We start from the raw sequence: 21,308 nt of genomic DNA on the forward strand, positions 1-21,308 counted from the left end.
ACACTAGGAGGACTGTTCACCCATGGCAAACCGAATTTTGATTGTAGACGATGCAGCTTTTATGAGAATGATGATCCGAGACATTTTATCCAAGAATGGATACGAGGTTGTAGGAGAAGCTAACGATGGTGCACAAGCCATTGAGAAGTTTAAAGAATTGCGTCCTGACTTAATTACAATGGATATCACAATGCCTGAAATGGACGGTATTGCAGCATTGAAGGAAATTAAAAAAATTGATGCTAATGCAAAAGTCATCATGTGTTCCGCTATGGGCCAGCAGGCGATGGTTATTGATGCCATTCAAGCAGGAGCAAAAGATTTTATCGTAAAACCTTTCCAAGCGGACCGCGTTATAGAAGCAATTAAAAAGACGCTGGGATAATGATACATAGGGGAGAGTCTTACATAAGCCGAAAGGAATGTGAAACTTGAACAGACTCTTAACCAGATTCACATCGTTCTTTATTATGGGGATGATTCAATTAGCCGGTTTCTCGATCGTTTGTTACGGGGAACCCGGCACTCCATCAGATCATTCGTCTAAAGACGCGCCTGATTTTGCATATCCCGGAGCGGATACAGCTGGCACGCTGTGGATGGTCGTTAAAGTTGTTTTCTTCCTTATTGTTATTATCGGAATCTTTTTAGTAATTGTTAAGTTTCTTTCTCAAAAAAATAAATCTTTGTTCGGGCGGTCCCTCCGTACGCTTGGAGGAGTACCGCTAGGACAAAACAAATCGATTCAAGTCGTAGAAATCGGACGTTCACTCTATATTGTCGGTGTCGGGGATAATGTCCAGCTCATCGAAAAGATTGATGACGAGGAAGAAGCTACCTACATAACGAACATGCTGACGAATAACTCCATTGGAACTCCTAATTTTGAATCCTTGAGCGGTTGGTGGAATAAGCTGAGGAACAAGCAGGAGCAGCCTGAGGATGAAGATATTACGGCTTCTTTCCAGCAAGTGTTCCACGATAAGATGCAGCATCTGTCCGATCGCAAAAAGAGGGTCGATGAACTGCTGATGGATGATAATAACAAAGATCGGTTGAATGATAAACCATGAAATTAAAGGCATTGGCATTTACTATCATGTCCTTGTTAGCAATTAGCATTTTGTGCACCACCCAAGCTTATGCGGCTGATCCGATTCCAGGAATCAACATTGATATTGGCGGCTCCAACAGCACCACGGGAGCTTCCAATACCATCAATATCATTTTGTTGCTGACCGTACTGAGTATAGCACCAGCTATTCTCATTCTCATGACAAGTTTCACAAGAATTATTATTGTTCTTGGATTCGTTCGTACATCATTGGGAACGCAGCAAATGCCTCCTAACCAGGTATTGGTAGGCTTGGCTTTATTCTTAACTTTTTTCATCATGGCACCAACTTTGGGTGACGTGAATCAAAATGCTTTACAGCCATACATAAAGGGAGAAATTTCGCAAACCGCTGCATTGGACAAAGCTTCGGTCTCGATGAAAAAGTTTATGTTTCAATATACGAGACAAAAGGATCTGAAGCTATTTCTGGATTATTCCAAAGCGGCACCGCCTAGCGGGGTAGAGGATACTCCATTGACAGCATTGGTTCCTGCTTATGCCATCAGCGAGCTGAAGACGGCGTTCCAGATGGGCTTTATGATCTTCATTCCATTCCTGGTTATCGATATGGTCGTTGCCAGTACATTAATGGCCATGGGGATGATGATGCTGCCACCGGTCATGATCTCGCTGCCCTTTAAAATTTTACTCTTCATATTGGTTGATGGCTGGTATCTTGTTGTGAGATCCTTGCTGCTTAGCTACAATACATGATCACTACATTTGGCCGTGCAGGAGGAGAATAATCGTGAGTTCCGAGTTTGTCATTCGATTGGCCGGTGAGGCTGTCTATACGGTCTTGAAAGCCAGCGCCCCCATGCTATTAATCGGTTTAGTTGTAGGTTTGATCATTAGTATTTTTCAAGCAACCACTCAAATTCAAGAGCAGACGCTGGCTTTCGTTCCTAAGATCGTTGCTGTGTTGGTATCGTTCTTGATTTTTGGGCCTTGGATTCTTACAACGCTGGTTGATTTTACTTATAACCTGTTGAGTAACTTATATAAATTTATCGGCTAGGCTGTGAGTAAATGGAATGGGTGACACTATATTTACCAGGTTTTATGCTGTTTTTTTGTCGTATTGCCTCGTTTTTTGTCGTGGTTCCTATATTTTCGGCCAGGAACGTACCACAGCATTTTAAAATCGGGATTGCATTTTTTGTAACTTTGATGGCTTTTACTTTGTTTGGGATGAACAATCCGGCAACTTTCGATTCGTTGTACATGCTATCGGTCATAAGAGAAATATTAGTCGGTCTTTTGCTAGGGTTTATCGCCTATATGTTCTTTCAGATCGTACTTATTGCAGGAGCATTTATCGATATCCAGATGGGGTTCGGTATTGCTAACGTCATTGATCCGATGACTGGGGCTCAGAGCCCGGTTATGGGAAACTTGAAGTACATGATAGCAATTCTGTTGTTTTTGTCCTTTAATGGTCATCATTTGTTACTAAAAGCCATTATGGAAAGCTATGATTGGATTCCGTTATCCAATTCGCTGTTCACCAAAATGTACAGTGGAGACATCGCTGAGTTCATGATCAGAACGTTTACAAGCGTGTTCAGAATCAGCTTTCAAATGGCAGCACCGTTAGTCGTAGCTTTTTTCCTTACGGATGTGGGGCTTGGCTTTCTTGCTAGAGTAGCACCTCAGTTCAATATTTTTGTAGTGGGTATGCCACTGAAAATCATCATTGGTTTTATCTTGTTCACCTTGCTGTTCTCTGGCTACCGTTACGTTTATACGGACATGTTTACGTCGATGCTGGACTCCATGCAAAAATTTATTGGCTTGCTAACAGGATAATCGGGAGGACTGGAACGACTTGGAAACCTTTCGTTTGAAGCTGGATTTACAATTGTTTTCCCAAGAAAAAACGGAACCGGCCACCCCGAAAAAGCGGCAGGAATCCAAGCAAAAAGGGCAAGTTGCCAAAAGCATGGAATTGCCTGCTGCATTTATCTTGTTCTTTGCCTTTCTTTCGTTCTACATCTTTGGCGGTTATATGAAAGATCAGCTCGTTCATGTATTTCGTTCCATCTTCTATGATTACTTGACATGGGATATTACGATGGAGAACATTTGGGTGCTTTTCAGGCAATTGTTCATGCAGAGTATGTTGATTATAACCCCCATATTGTTGGTCACAGTAGTGACTGCGATTTTCAGTAACTACTTGCAGATCGGTTTTATTTTGACAGGCGATCCTTTAATGATGAAATTTAACAAAATCAATCCTATAGAGGGTGCTAAAAAATTATTTGCACTTCGAGCTTTGGTTGACTTCATTAAATCGATTTTGAAGATGTCGATTATCGGTTACATCGTATATTCAACGCTTTGGGCGGAGAAGAGCCAACTGATGGATCTGGCAAGATTGCCATTAGAAAATGTTGTCCTATTTACTTCTTCCGTCACTTTGAAATTAGGAATTAAGATCGGGCTTGTACTCGTCGTTCTGGCACTCCTCGATTACATGTACCAGAAGTATGAATTTGAAAAAAGCATTCGCATGTCCAAGCAAGACATCAAGGATGAATACAAAAAAACGGAGGGTGACCCTCTAATTAAAGGGAAGATTCGTGAAAAGCAAAGAAGAATGGCTTTGCAGCGCATGATGCAAGACGTGCCCAAGGCGGACGTAATTATTACTAACCCGACTCACTTTGCAGTTGCACTGCGCTATGATGCCAAAAACATGCAAGCACCTACTGTCATAGCGAAAGGAACGGATTACATCGCTTTGAAAATAAGGCAAGTTGCAAAGGAACACCAGATTATTACGATGGAAAATAAGCCTTTGGCCCGGGCGCTGTATGCTCAGGTAGAAATCGGAGAAAGCATTCCAGCGGATCTATTCCAGGCTGTGGCCGAAGTTTTAGCATATGTGTATAAGGTTAAAGGCAAGGCAAACTAATGGAGGAAAGGAGGACATCTGCAATGAAAATGAAAGACCTAGTTGTGTTGATTGGCATCATCGGTATCATACTTATGATGGTTGTACCTGTACCCATATGGTTGTTAGATGTCCTGCTGATCATTAACATTTCGATAGCGCTGATGATTATCCTGGTAGGAATGAATACTCAGGATGCGCTGCAGTTTTCCATATTTCCCTCTTTATTGCTCATTACCACACTATTCCGATTGGCGCTTAACGTCTCGACAACCCGCAATATTCTTGCGAACGCTGAGGCCGGTAATGTGGTCAAAACCTTTGGTTCTTTCGTTGCCCAAGGGAACATAGTTGTAGGCTTCGTCGTATTTATTATCCTTGTGCTCGTCCAGTTTATTGTCATTACCAAAGGTTCTGAGCGCGTTGCCGAGGTAGCTGCTCGATTTACATTGGACGCTATGCCCGGTAAGCAAATGAGTATCGATGCTGATTTGAATGCAGGACTGATTAACGAACAACAAGCAAAAGAACGTCGTGAGAAAATATCACGAGAAGCGGATTTTTACGGGGCGATGGACGGTGCCAGTAAATTTGTGAAAGGTGATGCCATCGCAGGGATCATCATTCTAATCATTAACATTTTGGGTGGTCTCATTATTGGGATGACTATGAAAGGGATGGACATTAAAGAAGCTGGGTCCATTTACTCGATCTTAACAATCGGTGATGGATTGGTCAGCCAAATTCCCGCATTGTTAATTTCTACCGCGGCAGGCTTGATTGTAACTCGCGCATCCTCCGAGGGGAACCTTGCTCACGATTTGACCTCTCAAATTTTATCGTATCCTAAGCTGCTGTATATTGTTGCAGGAACCATTACTTTATTAGGTATTTTTACACCGATTCACTTGTGGACAACCTTGCCAATTGCAGCTCTTCTAGCCTATGCAGCAATGAAAATGCAGCGCAATCTGGTGCTTAAACAAGCACAAGAGGACCAGATGGAGGAGGAGCAGCAGATCGAAGAAGTACGCAGTCCCGAAAGTGTTATTAGCTTACTCCAGGTTGATCCTATTGAATTTGAATTCGGTTATGGCTTAATTCCATTAGCAGATACACAACAAGGTGGGGACCTTCTTGACCGCATCATCCTGATCCGTCGGCAGTGTGCTCTTGAATTGGGGCTAGTCGTTCCGGTCATTCGTATTCGCGATAACATTCAATTAAAACCAAACGAATATGTAATTAAAATTAAAGGGAATACGGTTGCTCGAGGCGAGCTGCTATTGAATCATTATTTAGCAATGAGTCCAGGCTTTGATGATGATTCCATAACAGGTATCGATACGTTGGAGCCTGCCTTTGGATTGCCGGCATTGTGGATTGATGAAGCCATGAAGGAACGTGCAGAACTATCTGGCTATACGGTGGTTGATCCGCCTTCTGTCGTCGCAACTCATTTGACGGAAGTGATTAAGAAACATGCTCACGAGCTGTTAGGGCGCCAAGAGACGAAGTCGCTTATCGAAAATGTCAGAGAGAGTTATTCAGCTCTTGTGGATGACTTGATTCCAAACGTATTATCAATAGGCGATGTTCAAAAGGTGCTGGTCAAGCTGCTTCGTGAAAAAATTTCAATTCGTGATCTGGTCACTATATTGGAAACGTTGGCCGATTACGGTACATACACTAAAGATCCGGAAATATTAACGGAATACGTTAGACAATCCTTGTCAAGACAAATCACGCAGCAATTTGCAACAGGCAGCGATTCGTTGAAGGTAATTACCGTAGGCCCTTCGTTGGAGAAGAAAATTGCCGAGTCGGTACAGCAATCAGACCAAGGAAGCTACTTAGCGCTAGATCCTTCATCTACTCAAATGATTTACCAACGGATAACGGATCAAGTTACAAGACTTATTCAATCAGGTCAGCAGCCTATCGTCCTCACATCACCAACCATTCGGATGTATTTGAGACAGCTGCTTGAAAGAACGATGCAAGACATTCCGGTCCTGTCATACAGTGAACTCGAGCCCAACGTCGAAATTCAAAGCATGGGGGTCGTTAATCTATGAGAGTGAAGCGTTATGTCGTTGATTCCATGCCGGATGCGCTGCAAAAAATACGGACTGACCTCGGTAAAGATGCTGTCATATTGAACACCAAAGAAATTCGCTCCGGCGGATTTCTAGGCATGTTCTCTAAGAAAAAGATTGAAGTTATTGCAGCGACAGATTCCGCTGCAGCAGCAGCTGCTCCTACGATAACTAAGGGGTTTAGCGAACCTGTCGTACCGCTTTCAAAACAAGCTGCTCCTAATGCTTCAGAAGTTATAACCTATGCCAGACCGACGCCGAAGAAAGTGAGTCCCATTTCTGAGGATAAAACAAACTTAGCTTTTCCTGAGGTACCTGATGTGCTTGTGCCAGAAGCAGCTCCTGAACCGAAGCTCATTTCCCAAACTTCAGCTCAGAACCCGATTCAGACACACGCTTCGCAAACCAGAGATGATATGCTGCTACAGGAAATAAAACAAATGAAGCAGTATATGCATCAGCTATCTGTTCAAGGAAACCAAGCTTTATCGGTGGATCCTATACTAGAACGAATGCAGCAGCGTCTGTTGGATCAGGAAATCGAGCCTGAGATCGTAGAGCGCTTGATGGCAAGAGCCGCAGAAGAAGCTGGAGTCGACGGTACTCCCTTTACGGAACGTGAGGTTCGACGTTCATTAGAAACACAATTACAGGAACTGTTTGTACCAGGAACGAACAAACGGCTCGATCACGATACAAAAGTAGCTCATTTTGTTGGTCCTACTGGTGTTGGTAAGACAACCACCATTGCCAAGCTAGCTGCAGAGCAAGTGCTTAAATATCACCGTAAGGTCGGATTTATCACTTCCGATACGTATCGAATTGCCGCAGTAGAGCAATTGAAGACATACGGTACCATTCTCAACGTTCCATTGGAGGTTGTTTTTTCTCCACAGGATCTGCCGAGAGCCTTTGAGCAAATGAAAGATCGTGACATCATTTTCATGGATACGGCTGGACGTAATTTTCGAAACGAAATGTATGTTTCCGAACTAAATGCCTTGCTACAGTCAGAAGGAAAGAATGAAACGTTTCTTGTACTGAGCTTGACGACCAAGTATAAGGATATGAAAGCTATCGCCGAGAACTTTACGAAGTTTAAGCTAGATAAAGTGTTGTTTACAAAAATGGATGAGACGGATACCTATGGCTCCATCATCAATTTGGTCAATGATTTTCAGCTTCAAATGTCTTACGTGACTCATGGGCAGAGCGTTCCAGAAGATATTACAGAGCTGAATGAGCAGCAGATCATTGACCAGATATTGGGGGTCATCCAGGATGAATGATCAGGCGCAGGGGCTCAGGAATCTAATTCTCCATCAGCATCAGCAGAAGCAGCGTGATTCAACTTCGACTCGTATCCTCACAGTTACCAGTGGTAAAGGGGGAGTGGGTAAATCGAATTTTACGTTGAATTTCGCATTAACCTTACAAAAAAAAGGATTTAAGGTTCTTGTTTTCGATGCTGACATTGGTTTAGCCAATATAGATGTGTTGATGGGCGTCACAGCCAAGTACAGCCTGTATCATCTGCTGAAAAAAGAAAAAACGATTTGGGAAATCATTGAGCGTGGCCCGGGTGGATTGCAGTTTATTGCAGGAGGCTCCGGCTTTCAGGATTTAATTCGATTAACGGAAGAGCAGCTTGACTATTTTGCCGAGCAGGTAATGCAGTTAAATGGAACGGTTGACTTTATTATCTTCGATACAGGTGCGGGCTTGTCCAAAGAAACGTTGAAGTTTATTCTATCAGCGGAAGAGACGATTGTTGTAACGACTCCCGAGCCAACATCCATTACGGATGCTTATGCCATCATTAAAATGGTAAGTTCGATGGAGCACTCCATTCGATTTAAATTGCTAGTGAACCGCGTGTCTGATTGGAAGGAAGGAAGACAAACAGCGGATAAGATTAGCATGGTCGCAAAACAATTTCTGAAATTGGATATTCCAACTTTAGGCTTTGTTTATGATGACAGCAATGTATCCAAAGCCGTCAAGAAGCAAGTACCTTTTACAGTCCAATTTCCTACCTGCGCTGCCTCGCAATCGATAAGCAGATTGGCGGATGATTATATATCCAGACAGTCGCAATCAGAGCAGCAAGAGGGTGCTGTGAAGAGCTTCATGTCAAAAATGATGAAATATTTGAGACAATAGCATCCTCTTACTAACAAATCAGACAACCTGTGGGGGGAATGACTTCATATGAGAACCTATAACATACTAGTTGTCGATGATTCGATTTTTATGAGGAAAATCATCACAGATCTGATCTCTGAGGACCCTCAATTCCGAGTCGTGGCAACTGCCAAGAATGGCATCGAAGCGGTAGAGATGGTAAAGACGCTCAAGCCGGATGCCGTAACCATGGATATTGAAATGCCATTGATGAATGGGCTCGATGCACTGAAGAAAATCATGTCAGAGCAGCCTACTCCTGTAATTATGTTAAGCAGTTTAACGCAAGAGGGAGCCAGAGAAACGATTATTGCTTTAGAACGAGGCGCTGTCGATTTTGTTGGTAAGCCTTCAGGTTCCATCTCGTTAGATCTACACAAGGTTAAAGTCTTGTTATTAGAAAAGCTTCACATTGCAGTGAAGACTAACGCTGCCAAGTTTTCAGCTAATCCGATAAGATCAACGATATTTGAAAAACTCAGGGCAGCTAAAGAAATTATTGCGAAGCAGGAAACAGCTGCGTTAGCAGAGCTTCCGAATCCAGCAAAACCCGTAACCGCAGCTCCTAGCCAAGTTCAGCAATTGGTTGCGATTGGGACTTCGACTGGGGGACCACGTGCTCTGCATCAGGTCATCTCGAATATCCCGGCTGATTTTCCCGCTCCTGTCGTTATTGTTCAGCACATGCCTCCTAATTTCACCAAATCATTAGCTCAAAGACTTGATTCGGTCTCGGCGCTGCATGTAGTGGAAGCAGAGAATGGCATGGTTTTAAATAATGGATGTGCTTATATCGCACCAGGTGGATATCATATGATGGTTGCTCGCAATGGCCCTGGAATGTATAAAATTTATTTGAGCAAGGAAGACCCAAGGAATGGGCATCGACCATCGGTTGATGTATTGTTCGAGTCTCTTCTACCTTTGAAGGAACTGAAGCGTCATGTCGTTTTGATGACTGGAATGGGATCGGACGGTGCTAAAGGAATGCTTTCCTTGAAACAGGCGGGAGCCATAACCACGATTGCTGAGTCAGAAGAAACTTGCATTGTCTATGGTATGCCGAGGGCTGCGATAGAGCTTCAATGCGTTACACATATATTGCCTCAACAGGAAATAGCCCAACAGTTAACACAGGCTGTAATTCATTAGCCGATGTACTGTGGGTGTACATATAGGATTGGATTATATTGACGGAGGTGTGTGGTTATGGAATTAAATCAATACTTATCGATGTTTATTGATGAATCCAGAGAACATCTGCAGGCGATGAACGACAATTTGCTTAGCTTGGAAAATAGTCCAGAGGATGTAAGCATCGTACATCATATTTTTCGTTCGGCGCATACGCTAAAAGGAATGTCAGCTACGATGGGCTTTGAGGACCTAGCGTCTTTGACCCATGAAATGGAAAATGTGCTGGATTTGGTTCGTAATCATAAGTTGAAGATGGACTCCTTTATTTTTGATTGTACCTTTAAGAGTTTGGATGCTCTGGAGGCTATGGTTGAGGATATTATTCAAGGCGGAACCGGCAAGCTGGATGTTCAAGAGATTGTGGCTTCGCTTAAGTCTATCGTCAGCGGTGACTATCTGAAAGCTGGAGCAGCAGCCTCAACGTCTTCTACTGCCAAGCAAGAAGCATCGCAAGAGGCCGCATTGGATGAGTTTCAATTATCCATTATTCAACAATCGATTGAAGCTGGCTTATCGGTTTGTCTTGTTGAGGTAGGAGTTCGCGAGGATTGCGTTCTTAAAGCAGCCAGAGCTTATATGGTGTTCAATATTTTGGAGCAGAACGGGGAAGTCATTAAATGTTCTCCTTCTGTTGAAGACATCGAGCAGGAACGATTTGATAACCAATTCTCCGTATTTTATATTTCCCATATTGATAAGGATAGCCTGGAAAAGCAAGTGGCCAGCGTATCGGAGATTGATAAGGCGACCGTCACTTTGTTAGATCAAGCGAAGCTGGATGATTTAATGAAACTTCCTGTGCAGCAAGTTCAAATGGAGGTTGCGGCTGCGGCTGCTCCAGCAGAACCAGCAGCTAATCCATCAGTACCCGCTAATACGGAAGTCAAAAAGCCGGCGGCACCTGCCAATGCCCCTGTTGCGAACCGGACAATCCGGGTCGATATTGAGCGTCTGGATACTTTAATGAATTTGTTCAGTGAATTGCTGATCGATCGCGTTCGCTTGGAGCAGCTAGCAAGTGAAGTGAAAAGAAGCGATTTAACTGAAACCGTAGAGCATATGAGTAGGGTTAGCAGCGACTTACAAAATATTGTATTGAAGCTTCGAATGGTTCCTATCGATACGGTATTTAACCGGTTCCCGCGCATGATTCGTGATGTGGCAAAAACTTTGAATAAAAAAGTGGATCTGATCATTACCGGGGCTGATACCGAACTGGATCGTACCGTAATTGATGAAATCGGTGATCCGTTGGTGCACTTGCTGAGAAACTCTGTTGACCATGGCGTCGAGCCTGTGAGCGATCGAATCAGTGCCGGCAAGTCAGAGACTGGAGCGATTCAATTGCGAGCTTTTCATAGCGGTAATCACGTCTTTATTGAAATTGAGGATGACGGCCGAGGCATCAATCGTGAAAAAGTGCTCAGCATTGCTGTGAAAAACGGTGTCATTCCACAAGACCAGGCATCCAAAATGACGGATGAAGAAGTGTACATGCTTTTATTTGCATCCGGGTTCAGCACAGCAGATAAAATATCAGATATATCCGGTCGTGGTGTAGGTCTGGACGTTGTAAAGACGAAGATCGAAAGCTTAGGGGGAACCGTACAAGTTGAATCGAAATGGGGCAAAGGCTCTAAGTTCTCTGTACAGCTTCCGCTCACGCTGTCTATCATTTCCGCAATGCTAATCCGATTGAGCAATGAGAAGTACGCAATACCTTTATCCTCCATTGTAGAAACAGCTGCGATCAAGCAGGATCAAATTCGAGTTGTACACGGAAATAGAATGGTTAACTACCGTAATAGTGTTATTCCATTGGTTTCACTAGGCAAGCTGTTCGATGTACCCAATACGGTAGAAAATGCTGAAGGCGAGACGCAAATCGTCGTGATCCGCAAAGGTGAGAAACTTGCTGCTCTTGTTGTTGACGAGTTTATCGGACAGCAGGAGATTGTGTTGAAATCTCTCGGCAAATATTTAACGAACTTGTTCGCCATTTCCGGTGCTACGATTTTAGGAGACGGCCAAGTGGCGCTAATCATCGATACCAATGCATTAATAAAGTAATTTATAAGTCACAGCGTTTCCTATTCTGTACACATTTTAAGGGAGGCAAGGAATATGGGAGAAGAAATCAAAGTCATTGTTTTTGCTCTGGCACATGAGGAATATGGTGTAGAGGTAGAAAAGGTACGTACCATCGAACGGATGCAGCCGATGACAAGAGTACCTAAGACACCTGAATTTGTAAGAGGGGTTATTAACTTGCGCGGTGTCGTAACGCCAGTTATTGATCTTAGGGGCAGATTCGGGTTCCCAGAAAGCGAATTTACAGACAGTTCAAGAATCATCATTGTTGCCGTAAACGATATCGAAGTTGGTTTGATCGTAGATTCCGCTAATGATGTTATTGATGTGGATACGGACAACATTGAGGATCCGCCGGAAATTGTTGGAGGCATTAAAGCTAAGTATTTGCAGGGGATTGCTAAGGTTGGCGAGAGCAGATTGTTGATTCTGTTGAACCTGCATGAAGTATTGAATAAGAGTGAAATAATCCAACTAGAAAGCCTAGAGGAGTAATCACGTGGAATTATTCAACCGACTGGCAGATTTTCAAATGGATGTGCTGAAGGAAGTCGGCAACATAGGTGCGGGGCATGCGGCAACGGCTTTATCCAAGCTTTTGGATAAGCCCGTTGATATGCTTGTCCCGAAAGTCCGGGTAGTTGCTTTTGAAGAAATCGCCGATAGCGTTGGCGGTGCGGAAGAAGTGGTTATTGCCATTTTCCTTCGAGTTGAAGGAGAAACACCGGGGAATCTCTTTTTTATCATGACGATGGAGTCCGCCAAAAAATTATTGCGCAGTTTAGTAGGAATTATGGCGACTCATGACGAAAATTATACAGAGATGGAACTTTCTGCTTTATGTGAGATTGGCAATATTTTGGCGGGGTCCTATTTATCCTCGCTTGCTGATTTCACGCAATTGGCGATGTCGCCAACCGTTCCATCCATTGCCATTGATATGGCAGGAGCTATTCTGAGCTTTGGTCTCCTTCAATTCGGTCAAATGGGCGACCATGCATTATTAATTGATACGAAGTTTTTGGATGGTAATGAAGAAGTAAAGGGTCACTTCTTTTTAATTCCTGATCCGGAATCGTTCGGTAAAATTTTTAAAGCCCTGGGAGTAGATTCTCTATGATCCAGGATAATTTTATCAAGGTAGGCATGGCAGATCTGAATGTTACTCACTTGACCGGAGTGTTGAAGACGACGGGTTTGGGGTCCTGCGTGGGACTTACTCTTTATGATTCTAAAGCGAAAGTAGCGGGCATGGCTCATGTTATGCTGCCAACCTCAGAAATTGCAAGAGAGGGAAAGCTCAACATTGCCAAGTATGCGGATACGGCCGTTCCTGAAATGATTCAGAGGATGGAAAGCCTAGGCGCTTCTATAAAAAGAATGGAAGCCAAAATGGCCGGTGGTTCACAAATGTTCGCATTTGGCGGGAGTTCCGACACCATGAGGATCGGACCGAGAAATGTAGAGTCCTGCAAAGAAATGTTAAAGCATTATTTAATTCCTTTGAAGGCCGAAGATACAGGCGGCAACTACGGTAGGACGATTGAGTTTAATTGTGAAACAGGCACCTTGGTCATTCGAAGTGTTCAACAGGGAGTGAAGGAGCTTTAGCTTATGATTGGAACAATTCGTTGGAACTTTATTATCGGCCTTATTTCATTAGTAATTACGTTTATAAGCTCAATCTCAACAAATATTTGGATGACGAGCTTACTTAGGAGTATATACAGCTTTTTTATAGTGTTTATCCTCGTCTTTTTGTTCCGGTGGGTTCTTGGGACGATCGGGGGTCTTAATCAGTTGAATACGGACTCGAAGAAAACGTCTGTAGACGATGAGAGCAAAGGTACAGCTTTTGACGCTCAGACACCGGACGACGATGCATCGATTCATCAAATGTTAAAGGATACGCTTGATCCGAAAGCACCCGCGATGGATTCAGGATTTGCACCGTTGAATCCACCGAAGCTGTCCAGCAAGACTAACAGCATGGAACCAGGAGAGATGGCACAAGCGGTACGTCGTATGACGGAAGAATAAGGGTGGTGACAACCGGCTATGATTCAGCAAAAATCTCATTTACCGAATATCGATGTATGGAAACAGTGGAAGGAACTCGGTGTAATTGAAGCAAAACAGTCACTGATTGAGAATTATTTGCCACTGGTCGAATATGTATCGAACCGTCTGTCTATTGGTCTACCCAAAAATGTATCAAAAGACGATTTGGCCAGCTACGGTGTAATGGGTCTAATCGATGCAATCGAAAAGTTTGATTATGAACGTGGGCTGCAGTTTGAGACCTATGCATCTTGGAGGATTCGCGGCGCTATTATAGACGGATTGCGTCAAGGCGATTGGGTACCGCGTTCCATTAGAGAAAAGTCCAAAAAAATAGAAGAAGCGTACCAGATGCTAGAGCAGCAGTATTTGCGTTCAGTTACGGACGCGGAAATAAGCTCCTATTTGCAGGTAAGCGAAAATGAATTTCATCAGATGGTTCAGGAGATTGCGATTACAACCGTTTGCTCGATTGATGATCCTATACGTGAAGAGGATTCTGAGACCCGGCTTTCACTGTTGATTGATGAGAAGGCCAAAAATCCAGAATATAAGGTCAATGAATTTTACTTAAAAGAGACTTTATCAAAGGCGATAGAACGTCTAACGGAAAAGGAACGAACGGTGGTCTCCTTGTTTTATTATGAGGAGCTCTCATTAAGCGAAATAGCGGAAGTCATGAGTTTATCACCATCACGAATCTCACAACTTCATTCCAAAGCGATTCTACGTCTTCGGGGCTCATTAGGCCGTTTTAAGACACAATTGTTTCAAGAAACTTGATCGGAAAGAAAGTGGGGGAGAATAATGAGTGAACCTTCAATTCCGCTAAGTTATTATGCAGAAATTTCATTGTCGGATGATAAGGCGCAAGCTTTTTTACACTTTAAGCAAATTGAAGAAGGGTTGGCTGTTTCATTAACCCAGTTGGAAGAATTGCTAAATTCATATAAAGTTGTTCATGGCATTGATTTGGACATGCTTGCCTCAATTGCCCGCAATCCAAAAGCTTACTTTCAAGCTAAAACTATCGTTGCGAGAGGAAGTTCGCCTGTAGCAGGAACAGACGGATATATTAAGCTTTCATATGAGGTTACTAATGATTCGAAAAAACCTGCCGAACTTGAAAGTGGTAAAGTCGATTTTAGAGAGATAACGACTATCAGCAATGTTCGCAAAGGCCAGCTGTTAGCCCAGAAGATGCCTGCGACCGTTGGGATTCCCGGAAAAGCAGTTACCGGTGAGGTGCTGACTGCCAAGGAAGGTAAAGAAGCTCGCCTGAAAATCGGTAAAAATGTGGTTGCAGACCCGGAACAAAAGGCGCTATACGCAGCTATTGATGGCATGATAGTTAAAACGGAGCGCGATAAAATTAACGTGTTTCCTATTTTTGAAGTCAATGGCGATGTGGATTACAACGTAGGTAACATTGACTTTGTGGGCTCTGTCGTTATTCGCGGTAACGTATTAAGCGGTTTTAAAATTAAGGCGTCCGGAGATATACGGATTACTGGAAGCGTGGAAGGCGCCGACCTGGAAGCGGAAGGCTCAATTGAAATCAATGCCGGCATACTGGGTCATAATAAGGCTATGATTCGTGCTGGAATAAGAGTTAAAAGCTCTTTCATTCAAGATGCAACAGTCATTGCGGAAGAAGTTTTAGTGACTCAAAGCATAATGCATTCCAATATTCGCGCATCCAAAAATGTTGTTTGCAAAGGGACAAAAGGGTTGATCGTCGGTGGGGTCATTCAGTCAGGCGAGAATGTCATAGCACGAACGATTGGAAATTCCATGTCCACTGCAACCGTTATTGAAGTTGGAGTACTGCCTGAATTGCGGAATGAACTGGTACAACTTCGTGCGCAATTAAGGTCGGTAAATGAGAACTTTGACAAAACAGAGAAAGCGTTAGCATTACTCGATCAATTAGCGGCAGTAGGACAGCTTAGTCCGGATAAAGTGGCTATGCGTATCAAACTGAATAATACTAAAAAACAAATTGGTGAAGAACAGACCAACTGCAGAGAACGTATATTCGAGATCGAACGCTCGCTCGAAGACTCGGATAAAGCCAAGGTAGAAGTTGTTTCTACTATATATAGTGGAGTTAAAATTGTTATAGGAAGATACACCAAATTTATAAAAGATCATGTGTCCCACGTAAAGTTTCAATTGTCGAACGGGGACATTGCCATGTTACCTATTACATAAATACATAAAGAGCTTAGGGAGGGATTGCGATGAGCTTGAGGCCCGTAGAGCTGCAATTTGTTTTACATAAAAACGATGAGGCCGGTTTGAAACAAAACCAATTGAATCACAAACCGGTTCAAGATCAAGCTTTACTTGCCGATGATGCGTTGAAGCATACGGAGAAAGATAGGCATGTGACTGGGAAAAGCGAGAATACCCACAAAGCAACACTTTTTGAAAAAGATAAAGAAAAATCAGAGCAGCAAAACAAAAAGTCTCCAAGAAAAAAAGAGAGCGCTGCCGAGATACCTGCTCATTCAGAAATGAACGAGCATCCTTTTAAAGGAAAGCACATCGATTATTCTCTTTAAACAGCTCAGATGAATCCTGACTAGCAGAAAAAGGTGGTTGTTATGTATCAACCTTGGGTATACATTGTGCTCGTTGGTTTGGTGTTCATTGTTTATGCCACACTTGTGCCAAAAGTGAGCACATCCAGCAGTAAGGCAGCACCCAGCATCAATGAAATAGAACAAACCATGGAGCATTTTGCAGGAGAATTGGAAGAACAAAACGAGGCATTAATTCGCCAATTAGCCGACATAAAAAAAGATAACGAAGTTCACCATGCCAGGCTGTCTTCTAGAATTGAAGCTTTGGAATATCAGTTTGCACATTCCAATCAAGAATTTCTGAAGCTTGGGCTGGCATACGAGGAGCTCCAAAAAAAGCTTGATCAACGAATGGATACGGGGATAAGTGGCTTTCGTGAATCTGCAGCTGCTCAGCAAGAGGATATGCAGGATCAGACTACTGAGGATGCAGAGATACAGCATGAAGAATCAGGAATGAATATTCGAAGCAGATATGCAGAACTGTTTGAGCTGTACGAGCAAGGCAAATCGATTGATAGTATAGCGAAAAAAATGAACATGAACAAAGGTGAGGTCAATCTGATCCTTCAACTAGCCAGGCAGGAGGAACAGTTGAATGCTCAAAAATAGATCATTGCTTCTGGGATTGGGTACTGGACTCATAGCTGGTGCCTTGCTGCTGCAGGTCATGAATGTTGCCGTATCATCTGAGTCGCAGGCTAAAGGGATAGAACTACAGGAGATGGACAAGCAGAAGCTGAAGGAAGCTGCGTCTAAATACTATCAAGTGAATGAGCTGGATCAAAAACTATATAACCAGGCACAGACGGACGCTCTTATTCAGCAAAAGCTGAAGGAGGAGAAATATAAACAAGCTGCAGCGGCTCCAGCACAGACAGCCAAAGATTCGGTGAAGGAAACCTACATCTTTATATCCAAAGGCCTCACAGCAGGCAATGTAGCCGATTTGCTGCAGCAGAGTGGGGTTATAGCAGATCGTAAAGCATTTGAGGATGCTATGTATAAGCAGCAGCTTAATGATAAGATCGTAGCGGGAGTTCATGTTTTCAAAGTCCCTCAGGATCTGACACAAGTGCTTACGAATTTAACTTCACAATAAGAGTCTAACCTTGTATGAGGTTAGGCTTTTGTTCTAATAATAGAAGATGTTGCATACGATAATCAGTTGTGGTATATTTATTGACGGTGTTAAAACGCACGCAGGTCAATTCGCGTAATGGTGCTGCCGATTCCGGTAGTTTTATGTCGAAAATGCGACCTTGCGGAGGAGACCCAAAAAACCAATTTAGAGGAGGTGTGTGAAGATGGCAGTAATCTCCATGAAGCAGCTTTTGGAAGCTGGGGTACACTTCGGTCATCAAACCCGTCGTTGGAATCCAAAAATGGATCGTTACATCTTCACTGAAAGAAACGGAATTTATATTATCGACCTACAAAAAACGGTCAAGAAAGTGGAAGAAGCTTACAACTTCGTAAAATCCGTTGCTGACGAAAACGGCACGATTTTGTTCGTAGGTACCAAAAAGCAAGCTCAAGATTCCGTTGCGGAAGAAGCTGAGCGTTGCGGTATGTACTACATCAACCAACGTTGGTTGGGTGGTACACTGACTAACTTCCAAACTATCCAAAAGCGTATCGATCGCTTGAAACAGCTTGAGAAGTGGGAAGAAGATGGCACATTCGAAGTGCTGCCTAAGAAAGAAGTTATTATTCTTCGCAAGGAAAAAGACCGTTTGGAAAAATTCCTTGGCGGAATTAAGAATATGAAAGGTCTTCCGAGCGCATTGTTCGTAATTGACCCTCGTAAAGAGCGCATTGCAGTTGCAGAAGCTCGCAAATTGGGAATCCCAATCGTTGGTATCGTTGATACTAACTGTGATCCGGACGAAATCGATTATGTTATCCCTGGTAACGACGATGCAATCCGTGCGGTGAAATTGTTGACAGCTAAAATTGCTGACGCAGTTATCGAAGCACATCAAGGTGAACAAACAACAGCTTAATTGCTGAATAGGAAAGGGTGGTTCAAAGGTGCAAAATCCTTTCACCGCCCTTTTTTTAGGGTCATAGACAAAATATAAGGAGGCCAAATCATGGCGGTTAATGCAGCATCGGTAAAAGAATTGCGCGAGAGAACAGGAGCAGGAATGCTCGATTGTAAAAAAGCGTTGGAAGAGGCTAATGGTGATTTGTCCAAAGCAGCTGATATCCTTCGTGAGAAAGGCTTGTCCGCAGCGGCTAACAAAGCAGGTCGTATCGCTACTGAAGGCACTGTAGAATCCTACATACACGCTGGCGGCCGTATCGGCGTATTGGTAGAAGTTAACTGTGAAACAGACTTCGTTGGTAAAACGGATCAATTCCGTGAATTTGTTAGAGACGTTGCTATGCATATCGCAGCTTCGAGCCCGCTGTTTGTTCGTCGTGAAGAAGTTCCTCAAGATGCTTTGGATAAAGAACGTGAAATTTTGACTGCACAAGCTTTGAACGAAGGCAAACCAGCTAACATCGTTCAAAAAATGGTAGAAGGCCGTCTTGGCAAATACTACGAAGAGTACTGCTTGATGGAGCAGCCTTTCGTTAAAGATCCAGACAAAACTATCAGTCAATTGGTTAATGAAAAAGTAGCAACAATCGGTGAGAACATCACGATCCGTCGTTTCGCTCGTTTCGAACTAGGCGAAGGCTTGGAGAAAAAACAAGAGAACTTTGCTGAAGAAGTAATGGCTCAAGTGAAAAAATAATCAAGATGCTTCGTTAAGAACGTATCTTTGCTTATTTGGATATACTTACGGTAAATGATAAGTTGCCGCCGAAACGGAAAGTTATCATTTACCGTACATAAATACGGAAAAGTAAAACGTGGGAACACTTAGTGTTCCTTCTTTTTTTAAACATAAACAGGCAAGACAGCTGATTTACGAACGGGGGTAGTAAAGCTTGGTACAGCCAATCTTTAAAAGAGTCATATTGAAACTGAGCGGTGAAGCACTGGCAGGTCAACAAGGGTACGGAATTGATTCCGATATGATTTCCTCCATCGCAGCGCAAGTAAAAGAGGTTGTTGAATTGAATGTAGAGGTCGCTATTGTTGTTGGCGGCGGAAACATTTGGAGAGGAATCGCCGGTAGCGCAAAAGGGATTGACCGGGCTACAGCAGACTATATGGGCATGCTGGCAACCGTAATGAATTCCTTGGCGCTTCAGGATGCATTGGAGACCATCGATGTACCAACTCGAGTACAAACATCCATTACAATGCAGCAGGTAGCAGAGCCCTATATCCGCAGAAGAGCAATTCGCCATCTGGAAAAAGGTCGGGTTGTTATATTTGCAGCTGGTACGGGAAATCCATATTTCTCGACTGATACAACTGCTGCTTTAAGAGCGGCTGAGATTGAAGCGGAAGTTATTCTAATGGCTAAAAATAAAGTGGATGGAGTTTACTCCGCGGATCCTTTCAAGGATGCTACAGCACAAAAGTTCGAAACGTTGACTTATATGGAAGTTTTGAGCAACAATCTAGGTGTAATGGATTCCACGGCTTCTTCTCTTTGTATGGACAATAATATTCCGTTAATCGTGTTTTCCATTACCGAGAGCGGCAACATTAAAAAAGTTGTTCTCGGAGAAAAAATAGGTACGATTGTAAAAGGGAGTGTTTAACGATTATGCCACAATCCATTAAAAAGAATGCGGAAGACCGCATGGAAAAAGCTATCGGCTCGTTAAGAAAAGAATTGTCCAGCCTTAGAGCTGGCAGGGCAACTCCGGCCTTGTTGGACCGTGTGCAAGTGGAATACTATGGATCGATGACGCCTGTTAACCAATTGGCTAATATCAATACACCGGACTCCCGTACTCTTATGATACAGCCTTGGGATAAAAGTTCCGTTAGCGCAATTGAGAAGGCCATCATGAAATCCGATCTGGGTCTCACGCCTTCTAACGACGGTTCAATGATCCGAATTGTTATTCCAGCTTTGACTGAAGAGCGTCGTTCCGAATTGGTCAAAATGACTCGTAAATTCGGTGAAGAAGCTAAAGTCGCTATTCGTAACGTTCGCCGTGATGCGAATGACGATATTAAAAAGCTTGAAAAAGCCGGCATTTCTGAGGATGAATCCCGTAAGCATCAGGAAGATATTCAGAAGTTTACGGATAAATTTATTGGTGAAGTTGAAAAAGTACTGGCAGCTAAAGAAAAAGAAATCATGGAAGTATAATGATAGAAGACCCCCTTTCGAGGGGGCTTTTACACTTTCCTTATTGGAGGAAAAAGAAATGATGCCTTTCAAAAAATGGTTTGGAAGCAAGGCTCAGAATGACGAATGGATAGAACGTATAGACGCCGATAATATTCCGAACCATGTTGCGGTTATCATGGATGGCAATGGACGATGGGCTCAGAAGCGTGGTTTGCCGCGCATTGCAGGGCATCATTCGGGAATGAAAAATGTGAAGAAAATTACAATGGCAGCGAATTCAATCGGCGTAAAAGTGTTAACTTTATATGCATTTTCAACGGAAAATTGGAAAAGACCGAAGGAAGAAGTCGAATATTTGATGAAGCTTCCGCTTGAGTTTTTTCCTAAAGAGATTGATGAGCTTATCGCAAATAATGTGCAAATCCGAATGACGGGATGGCAAGAGGGGCTGCCGAACTATACGTTAGATGCGATTCAGAAAGCTATCGAGCAAACGAAGGACAATACGGGCCTTATATTAAATTTTGCATTGAACTATGGTAGCCGCAAAGAAATGTTATCGGGCGTCAAGAAGCTTACGGAAGATGTTGTCTCCGGAAGAATCTCATTAGATGAGGTAGACGAATCAAAATTTGGTCAATACTTGTTAACCCATCCACTGCCAGATCCTGACTTATTGATTCGTACGAGCGGCGAGCTTCGCATTAGCAATTTTATGATGTGGCAGTTGGCTTATTCGGAATTATGGTTTACGGATTTGTGTTGGCCTGAGTTTTCGGAGTCGCATTTTTATGAGGCGATTCAGGAGTACCAACGACGCGCTCGTCGATATGGTGGATTGTAGCAGCTATTGGAGGAATG

Annotated in this window: 25 protein-coding genes; all 25 read left to right on the top strand. The window is 43.2% G+C overall.

All coding sequences use genetic code 11. From position 1 onward, the window contains the following. The first annotated feature begins 22 nt into the window (after window positions 1-22). The 25 genes from QMA13_RS12985 to QMA13_RS13105 all read left to right on the top strand — a co-directional run bounded on the left by QMA13_RS12985 (window position 23) and on the right by QMA13_RS13105 (window position 21,291). Window positions 23-385, top strand: coding sequence for a response regulator (locus tag QMA13_RS12985; protein ID WP_028550434.1), 363 nt, complete (start codon window positions 23-25; stop codon window positions 383-385). A gap of 46 nt (window positions 386-431) precedes the next feature. Next, a complete protein-coding gene (locus tag QMA13_RS12990) occupies window positions 432-1,073 on the top strand; it encodes a flagellar biosynthetic protein FliO (protein WP_282941828.1) in 642 nt (213 codons plus the stop codon). A gap of 26 nt (window positions 1,074-1,099) precedes the next feature. Beyond that, entirely contained in the window at window positions 1,100-1,831 is a 732-nt protein-coding gene (fliP, locus tag QMA13_RS12995; protein WP_282943386.1) for a flagellar type III secretion system pore protein FliP, read from the top strand. 34 nt (window positions 1,832-1,865) lie between these two features. Next, on the top strand, window positions 1,866-2,135 hold the full coding sequence (fliQ, locus tag QMA13_RS13000) for a flagellar biosynthesis protein FliQ (RefSeq protein WP_282941829.1): 270 nt from the start codon (window positions 1,866-1,868) through the stop codon (window positions 2,133-2,135). A gap of 11 nt (window positions 2,136-2,146) precedes the next feature. Further along, window positions 2,147-2,926: a flagellar biosynthetic protein FliR gene (gene fliR / locus QMA13_RS13005; RefSeq protein ID WP_282941830.1), complete on the top strand. Its 780-nt coding sequence runs from the start codon at window positions 2,147-2,149 to the stop codon at window positions 2,924-2,926. A gap of 19 nt (window positions 2,927-2,945) precedes the next feature. Then, entirely contained in the window at window positions 2,946-4,037 is a 1,092-nt protein-coding gene (gene flhB / locus QMA13_RS13010) for a flagellar biosynthesis protein FlhB (RefSeq protein ID WP_282941831.1), read from the top strand. Between the two features lie 23 nt (window positions 4,038-4,060). Next, window positions 4,061-6,094 (top strand): flagellar biosynthesis protein FlhA, encoded by a 2,034-nt coding sequence (gene flhA, locus QMA13_RS13015; RefSeq protein WP_282941832.1) that lies wholly within the window; start codon window positions 4,061-4,063, stop codon window positions 6,092-6,094. Next, entirely contained in the window at window positions 6,091-7,404 is a 1,314-nt protein-coding gene (gene flhF, locus QMA13_RS13020) for a flagellar biosynthesis GTPase FlhF (RefSeq protein WP_282941833.1), read from the top strand. Before flhA ends, flhF begins: the two co-directional genes overlap by 4 nt. Then, window positions 7,397-8,278: a MinD/ParA family protein gene (locus tag QMA13_RS13025; protein WP_282941834.1), complete on the top strand. Its 882-nt coding sequence runs from the start codon at window positions 7,397-7,399 to the stop codon at window positions 8,276-8,278. The genes flhF and QMA13_RS13025 overlap by 8 nt, the downstream gene beginning before the upstream one ends. Window positions 8,279-8,326: 48 nt before the next feature. Then, window positions 8,327-9,451 carry a protein-glutamate methylesterase/protein-glutamine glutaminase gene (locus tag QMA13_RS13030; RefSeq protein WP_282941835.1) on the top strand — a complete coding sequence of 375 codons (1,125 nt, stop codon included), beginning with the start codon at window positions 8,327-8,329 and terminating at the stop codon, window positions 9,449-9,451. A gap of 57 nt (window positions 9,452-9,508) precedes the next feature. Beyond that, entirely contained in the window at window positions 9,509-11,566 is a 2,058-nt protein-coding gene (locus tag QMA13_RS13035) for a chemotaxis protein CheA (protein ID WP_282941836.1), read from the top strand. Between the two features lie 54 nt (window positions 11,567-11,620). Continuing rightward, entirely contained in the window at window positions 11,621-12,082 is a 462-nt protein-coding gene (locus tag QMA13_RS13040) for a chemotaxis protein CheW (protein ID WP_282941838.1), read from the top strand. 4 nt (window positions 12,083-12,086) lie between these two features. Further along, window positions 12,087-12,707, top strand: a complete 621-nt coding sequence (locus QMA13_RS13045) for a chemotaxis protein CheC (RefSeq protein WP_282941840.1) — start codon at window positions 12,087-12,089, stop codon at window positions 12,705-12,707. Continuing rightward, entirely contained in the window at window positions 12,704-13,198 is a 495-nt protein-coding gene (locus QMA13_RS13050) for a chemotaxis protein CheD (RefSeq protein ID WP_282941842.1), read from the top strand. The genes QMA13_RS13045 and QMA13_RS13050 overlap by 4 nt, the downstream gene beginning before the upstream one ends. Before the next feature lie 3 nt (window positions 13,199-13,201). After that, window positions 13,202-13,627, top strand: coding sequence for a hypothetical protein (locus QMA13_RS13055; RefSeq protein ID WP_282941843.1), 426 nt, complete (start codon window positions 13,202-13,204; stop codon window positions 13,625-13,627). Between the two features lie 18 nt (window positions 13,628-13,645). Next, a complete protein-coding gene (locus QMA13_RS13060; protein ID WP_282941844.1) occupies window positions 13,646-14,431 on the top strand; it encodes a FliA/WhiG family RNA polymerase sigma factor in 786 nt (261 codons plus the stop codon). Between the two features lie 24 nt (window positions 14,432-14,455). After that, window positions 14,456-15,862 (top strand): flagellar assembly protein A, encoded by a 1,407-nt coding sequence (locus tag QMA13_RS13065; protein WP_282941845.1) that lies wholly within the window; start codon window positions 14,456-14,458, stop codon window positions 15,860-15,862. Window positions 15,863-15,948: 86 nt separating this feature from the next. Beyond that, window positions 15,949-16,215 (top strand): hypothetical protein, encoded by a 267-nt coding sequence (locus QMA13_RS13070; RefSeq protein WP_282941847.1) that lies wholly within the window; start codon window positions 15,949-15,951, stop codon window positions 16,213-16,215. Between the two features lie 42 nt (window positions 16,216-16,257). After that, a complete protein-coding gene (locus tag QMA13_RS13075; protein ID WP_282941848.1) occupies window positions 16,258-16,848 on the top strand; it encodes a DUF6115 domain-containing protein in 591 nt (196 codons plus the stop codon). Beyond that, a complete protein-coding gene (locus QMA13_RS13080) occupies window positions 16,835-17,338 on the top strand; it encodes a hypothetical protein (RefSeq protein WP_282941850.1) in 504 nt (167 codons plus the stop codon). The genes QMA13_RS13075 and QMA13_RS13080 overlap by 14 nt, the downstream gene beginning before the upstream one ends. 205 nt (window positions 17,339-17,543) lie before the next feature. Then, complete coding sequence (gene rpsB / locus QMA13_RS13085) at window positions 17,544-18,242, top strand: 30S ribosomal protein S2 (protein ID WP_028550454.1); 699 nt, start codon at window positions 17,544-17,546, stop codon at window positions 18,240-18,242. A gap of 90 nt (window positions 18,243-18,332) precedes the next feature. Then, window positions 18,333-18,983: a translation elongation factor Ts gene (tsf, locus tag QMA13_RS13090; protein ID WP_282941852.1), complete on the top strand. Its 651-nt coding sequence runs from the start codon at window positions 18,333-18,335 to the stop codon at window positions 18,981-18,983. A gap of 196 nt (window positions 18,984-19,179) precedes the next feature. Further along, window positions 19,180-19,905, top strand: a complete 726-nt coding sequence (gene pyrH, locus QMA13_RS13095; protein WP_282941854.1) for a UMP kinase — start codon at window positions 19,180-19,182, stop codon at window positions 19,903-19,905. 5 nt (window positions 19,906-19,910) lie between these two features. Then, window positions 19,911-20,465 carry a ribosome recycling factor gene (frr, locus tag QMA13_RS13100; RefSeq protein WP_282941856.1) on the top strand — a complete coding sequence of 185 codons (555 nt, stop codon included), beginning with the start codon at window positions 19,911-19,913 and terminating at the stop codon, window positions 20,463-20,465. 58 nt (window positions 20,466-20,523) lie between these two features. Further along, a complete protein-coding gene (locus QMA13_RS13105; protein WP_282941858.1) occupies window positions 20,524-21,291 on the top strand; it encodes an undecaprenyl pyrophosphate synthase in 768 nt (255 codons plus the stop codon). Window positions 21,292-21,308: the final 17 nt, after the last annotated feature.

The organism is Paenibacillus sp. RC67 (assembly GCF_030020805.1).
Taxonomy (GTDB): domain Bacteria; phylum Bacillota; class Bacilli; order Paenibacillales; family NBRC-103111; genus Paenibacillus_S.

What these genes read in the sequence shown, in the direction of transcription:
- QMA13_RS13060 (WP_282941844.1), top strand. Translation starts at nt 13,646, where the DNA reads ATGATTCAGCAAAAATCTCATTTACCGAATATCGATGTATGGAAACAG.
- flhF (WP_282941833.1), top strand. Translation starts at nt 6,091, where the DNA reads ATGAGAGTGAAGCGTTATGTCGTTGATTCCATGCCGGATGCGCTGCAA.
- QMA13_RS13050 (WP_282941842.1), top strand. Translation starts at nt 12,704, where the DNA reads ATGATCCAGGATAATTTTATCAAGGTAGGCATGGCAGATCTGAATGTT.
- fliR (WP_282941830.1), top strand. Translation starts at nt 2,147, where the DNA reads ATGGAATGGGTGACACTATATTTACCAGGTTTTATGCTGTTTTTTTGT.
- QMA13_RS13030 (WP_282941835.1), top strand. Translation starts at nt 8,327, where the DNA reads ATGAGAACCTATAACATACTAGTTGTCGATGATTCGATTTTTATGAGG.
- tsf (WP_282941852.1), top strand. Translation starts at nt 18,333, where the DNA reads ATGGCGGTTAATGCAGCATCGGTAAAAGAATTGCGCGAGAGAACAGGA.
- QMA13_RS13055 (WP_282941843.1), top strand. Translation starts at nt 13,202, where the DNA reads ATGATTGGAACAATTCGTTGGAACTTTATTATCGGCCTTATTTCATTA.
- frr (WP_282941856.1), top strand. Translation starts at nt 19,911, where the DNA reads ATGCCACAATCCATTAAAAAGAATGCGGAAGACCGCATGGAAAAAGCT.
- fliP (WP_282943386.1), top strand. Translation starts at nt 1,100, where the DNA reads ATGTCCTTGTTAGCAATTAGCATTTTGTGCACCACCCAAGCTTATGCG.
- QMA13_RS13065 (WP_282941845.1), top strand. Translation starts at nt 14,456, where the DNA reads ATGAGTGAACCTTCAATTCCGCTAAGTTATTATGCAGAAATTTCATTG.
- QMA13_RS13035 (WP_282941836.1), top strand. Translation starts at nt 9,509, where the DNA reads ATGGAATTAAATCAATACTTATCGATGTTTATTGATGAATCCAGAGAA.
- QMA13_RS13105 (WP_282941858.1), top strand. Translation starts at nt 20,524, where the DNA reads ATGATGCCTTTCAAAAAATGGTTTGGAAGCAAGGCTCAGAATGACGAA.
- flhA (WP_282941832.1), top strand. Translation starts at nt 4,061, where the DNA reads ATGAAAATGAAAGACCTAGTTGTGTTGATTGGCATCATCGGTATCATA.
- QMA13_RS13025 (WP_282941834.1), top strand. Translation starts at nt 7,397, where the DNA reads ATGAATGATCAGGCGCAGGGGCTCAGGAATCTAATTCTCCATCAGCAT.
- QMA13_RS13075 (WP_282941848.1), top strand. Translation starts at nt 16,258, where the DNA reads ATGTATCAACCTTGGGTATACATTGTGCTCGTTGGTTTGGTGTTCATT.
- rpsB (WP_028550454.1), top strand. Translation starts at nt 17,544, where the DNA reads ATGGCAGTAATCTCCATGAAGCAGCTTTTGGAAGCTGGGGTACACTTC.
- QMA13_RS13080 (WP_282941850.1), top strand. Translation starts at nt 16,835, where the DNA reads ATGCTCAAAAATAGATCATTGCTTCTGGGATTGGGTACTGGACTCATA.
- QMA13_RS13040 (WP_282941838.1), top strand. Translation starts at nt 11,621, where the DNA reads ATGGGAGAAGAAATCAAAGTCATTGTTTTTGCTCTGGCACATGAGGAA.
- QMA13_RS12985 (WP_028550434.1), top strand. Translation starts at nt 23, where the DNA reads ATGGCAAACCGAATTTTGATTGTAGACGATGCAGCTTTTATGAGAATG.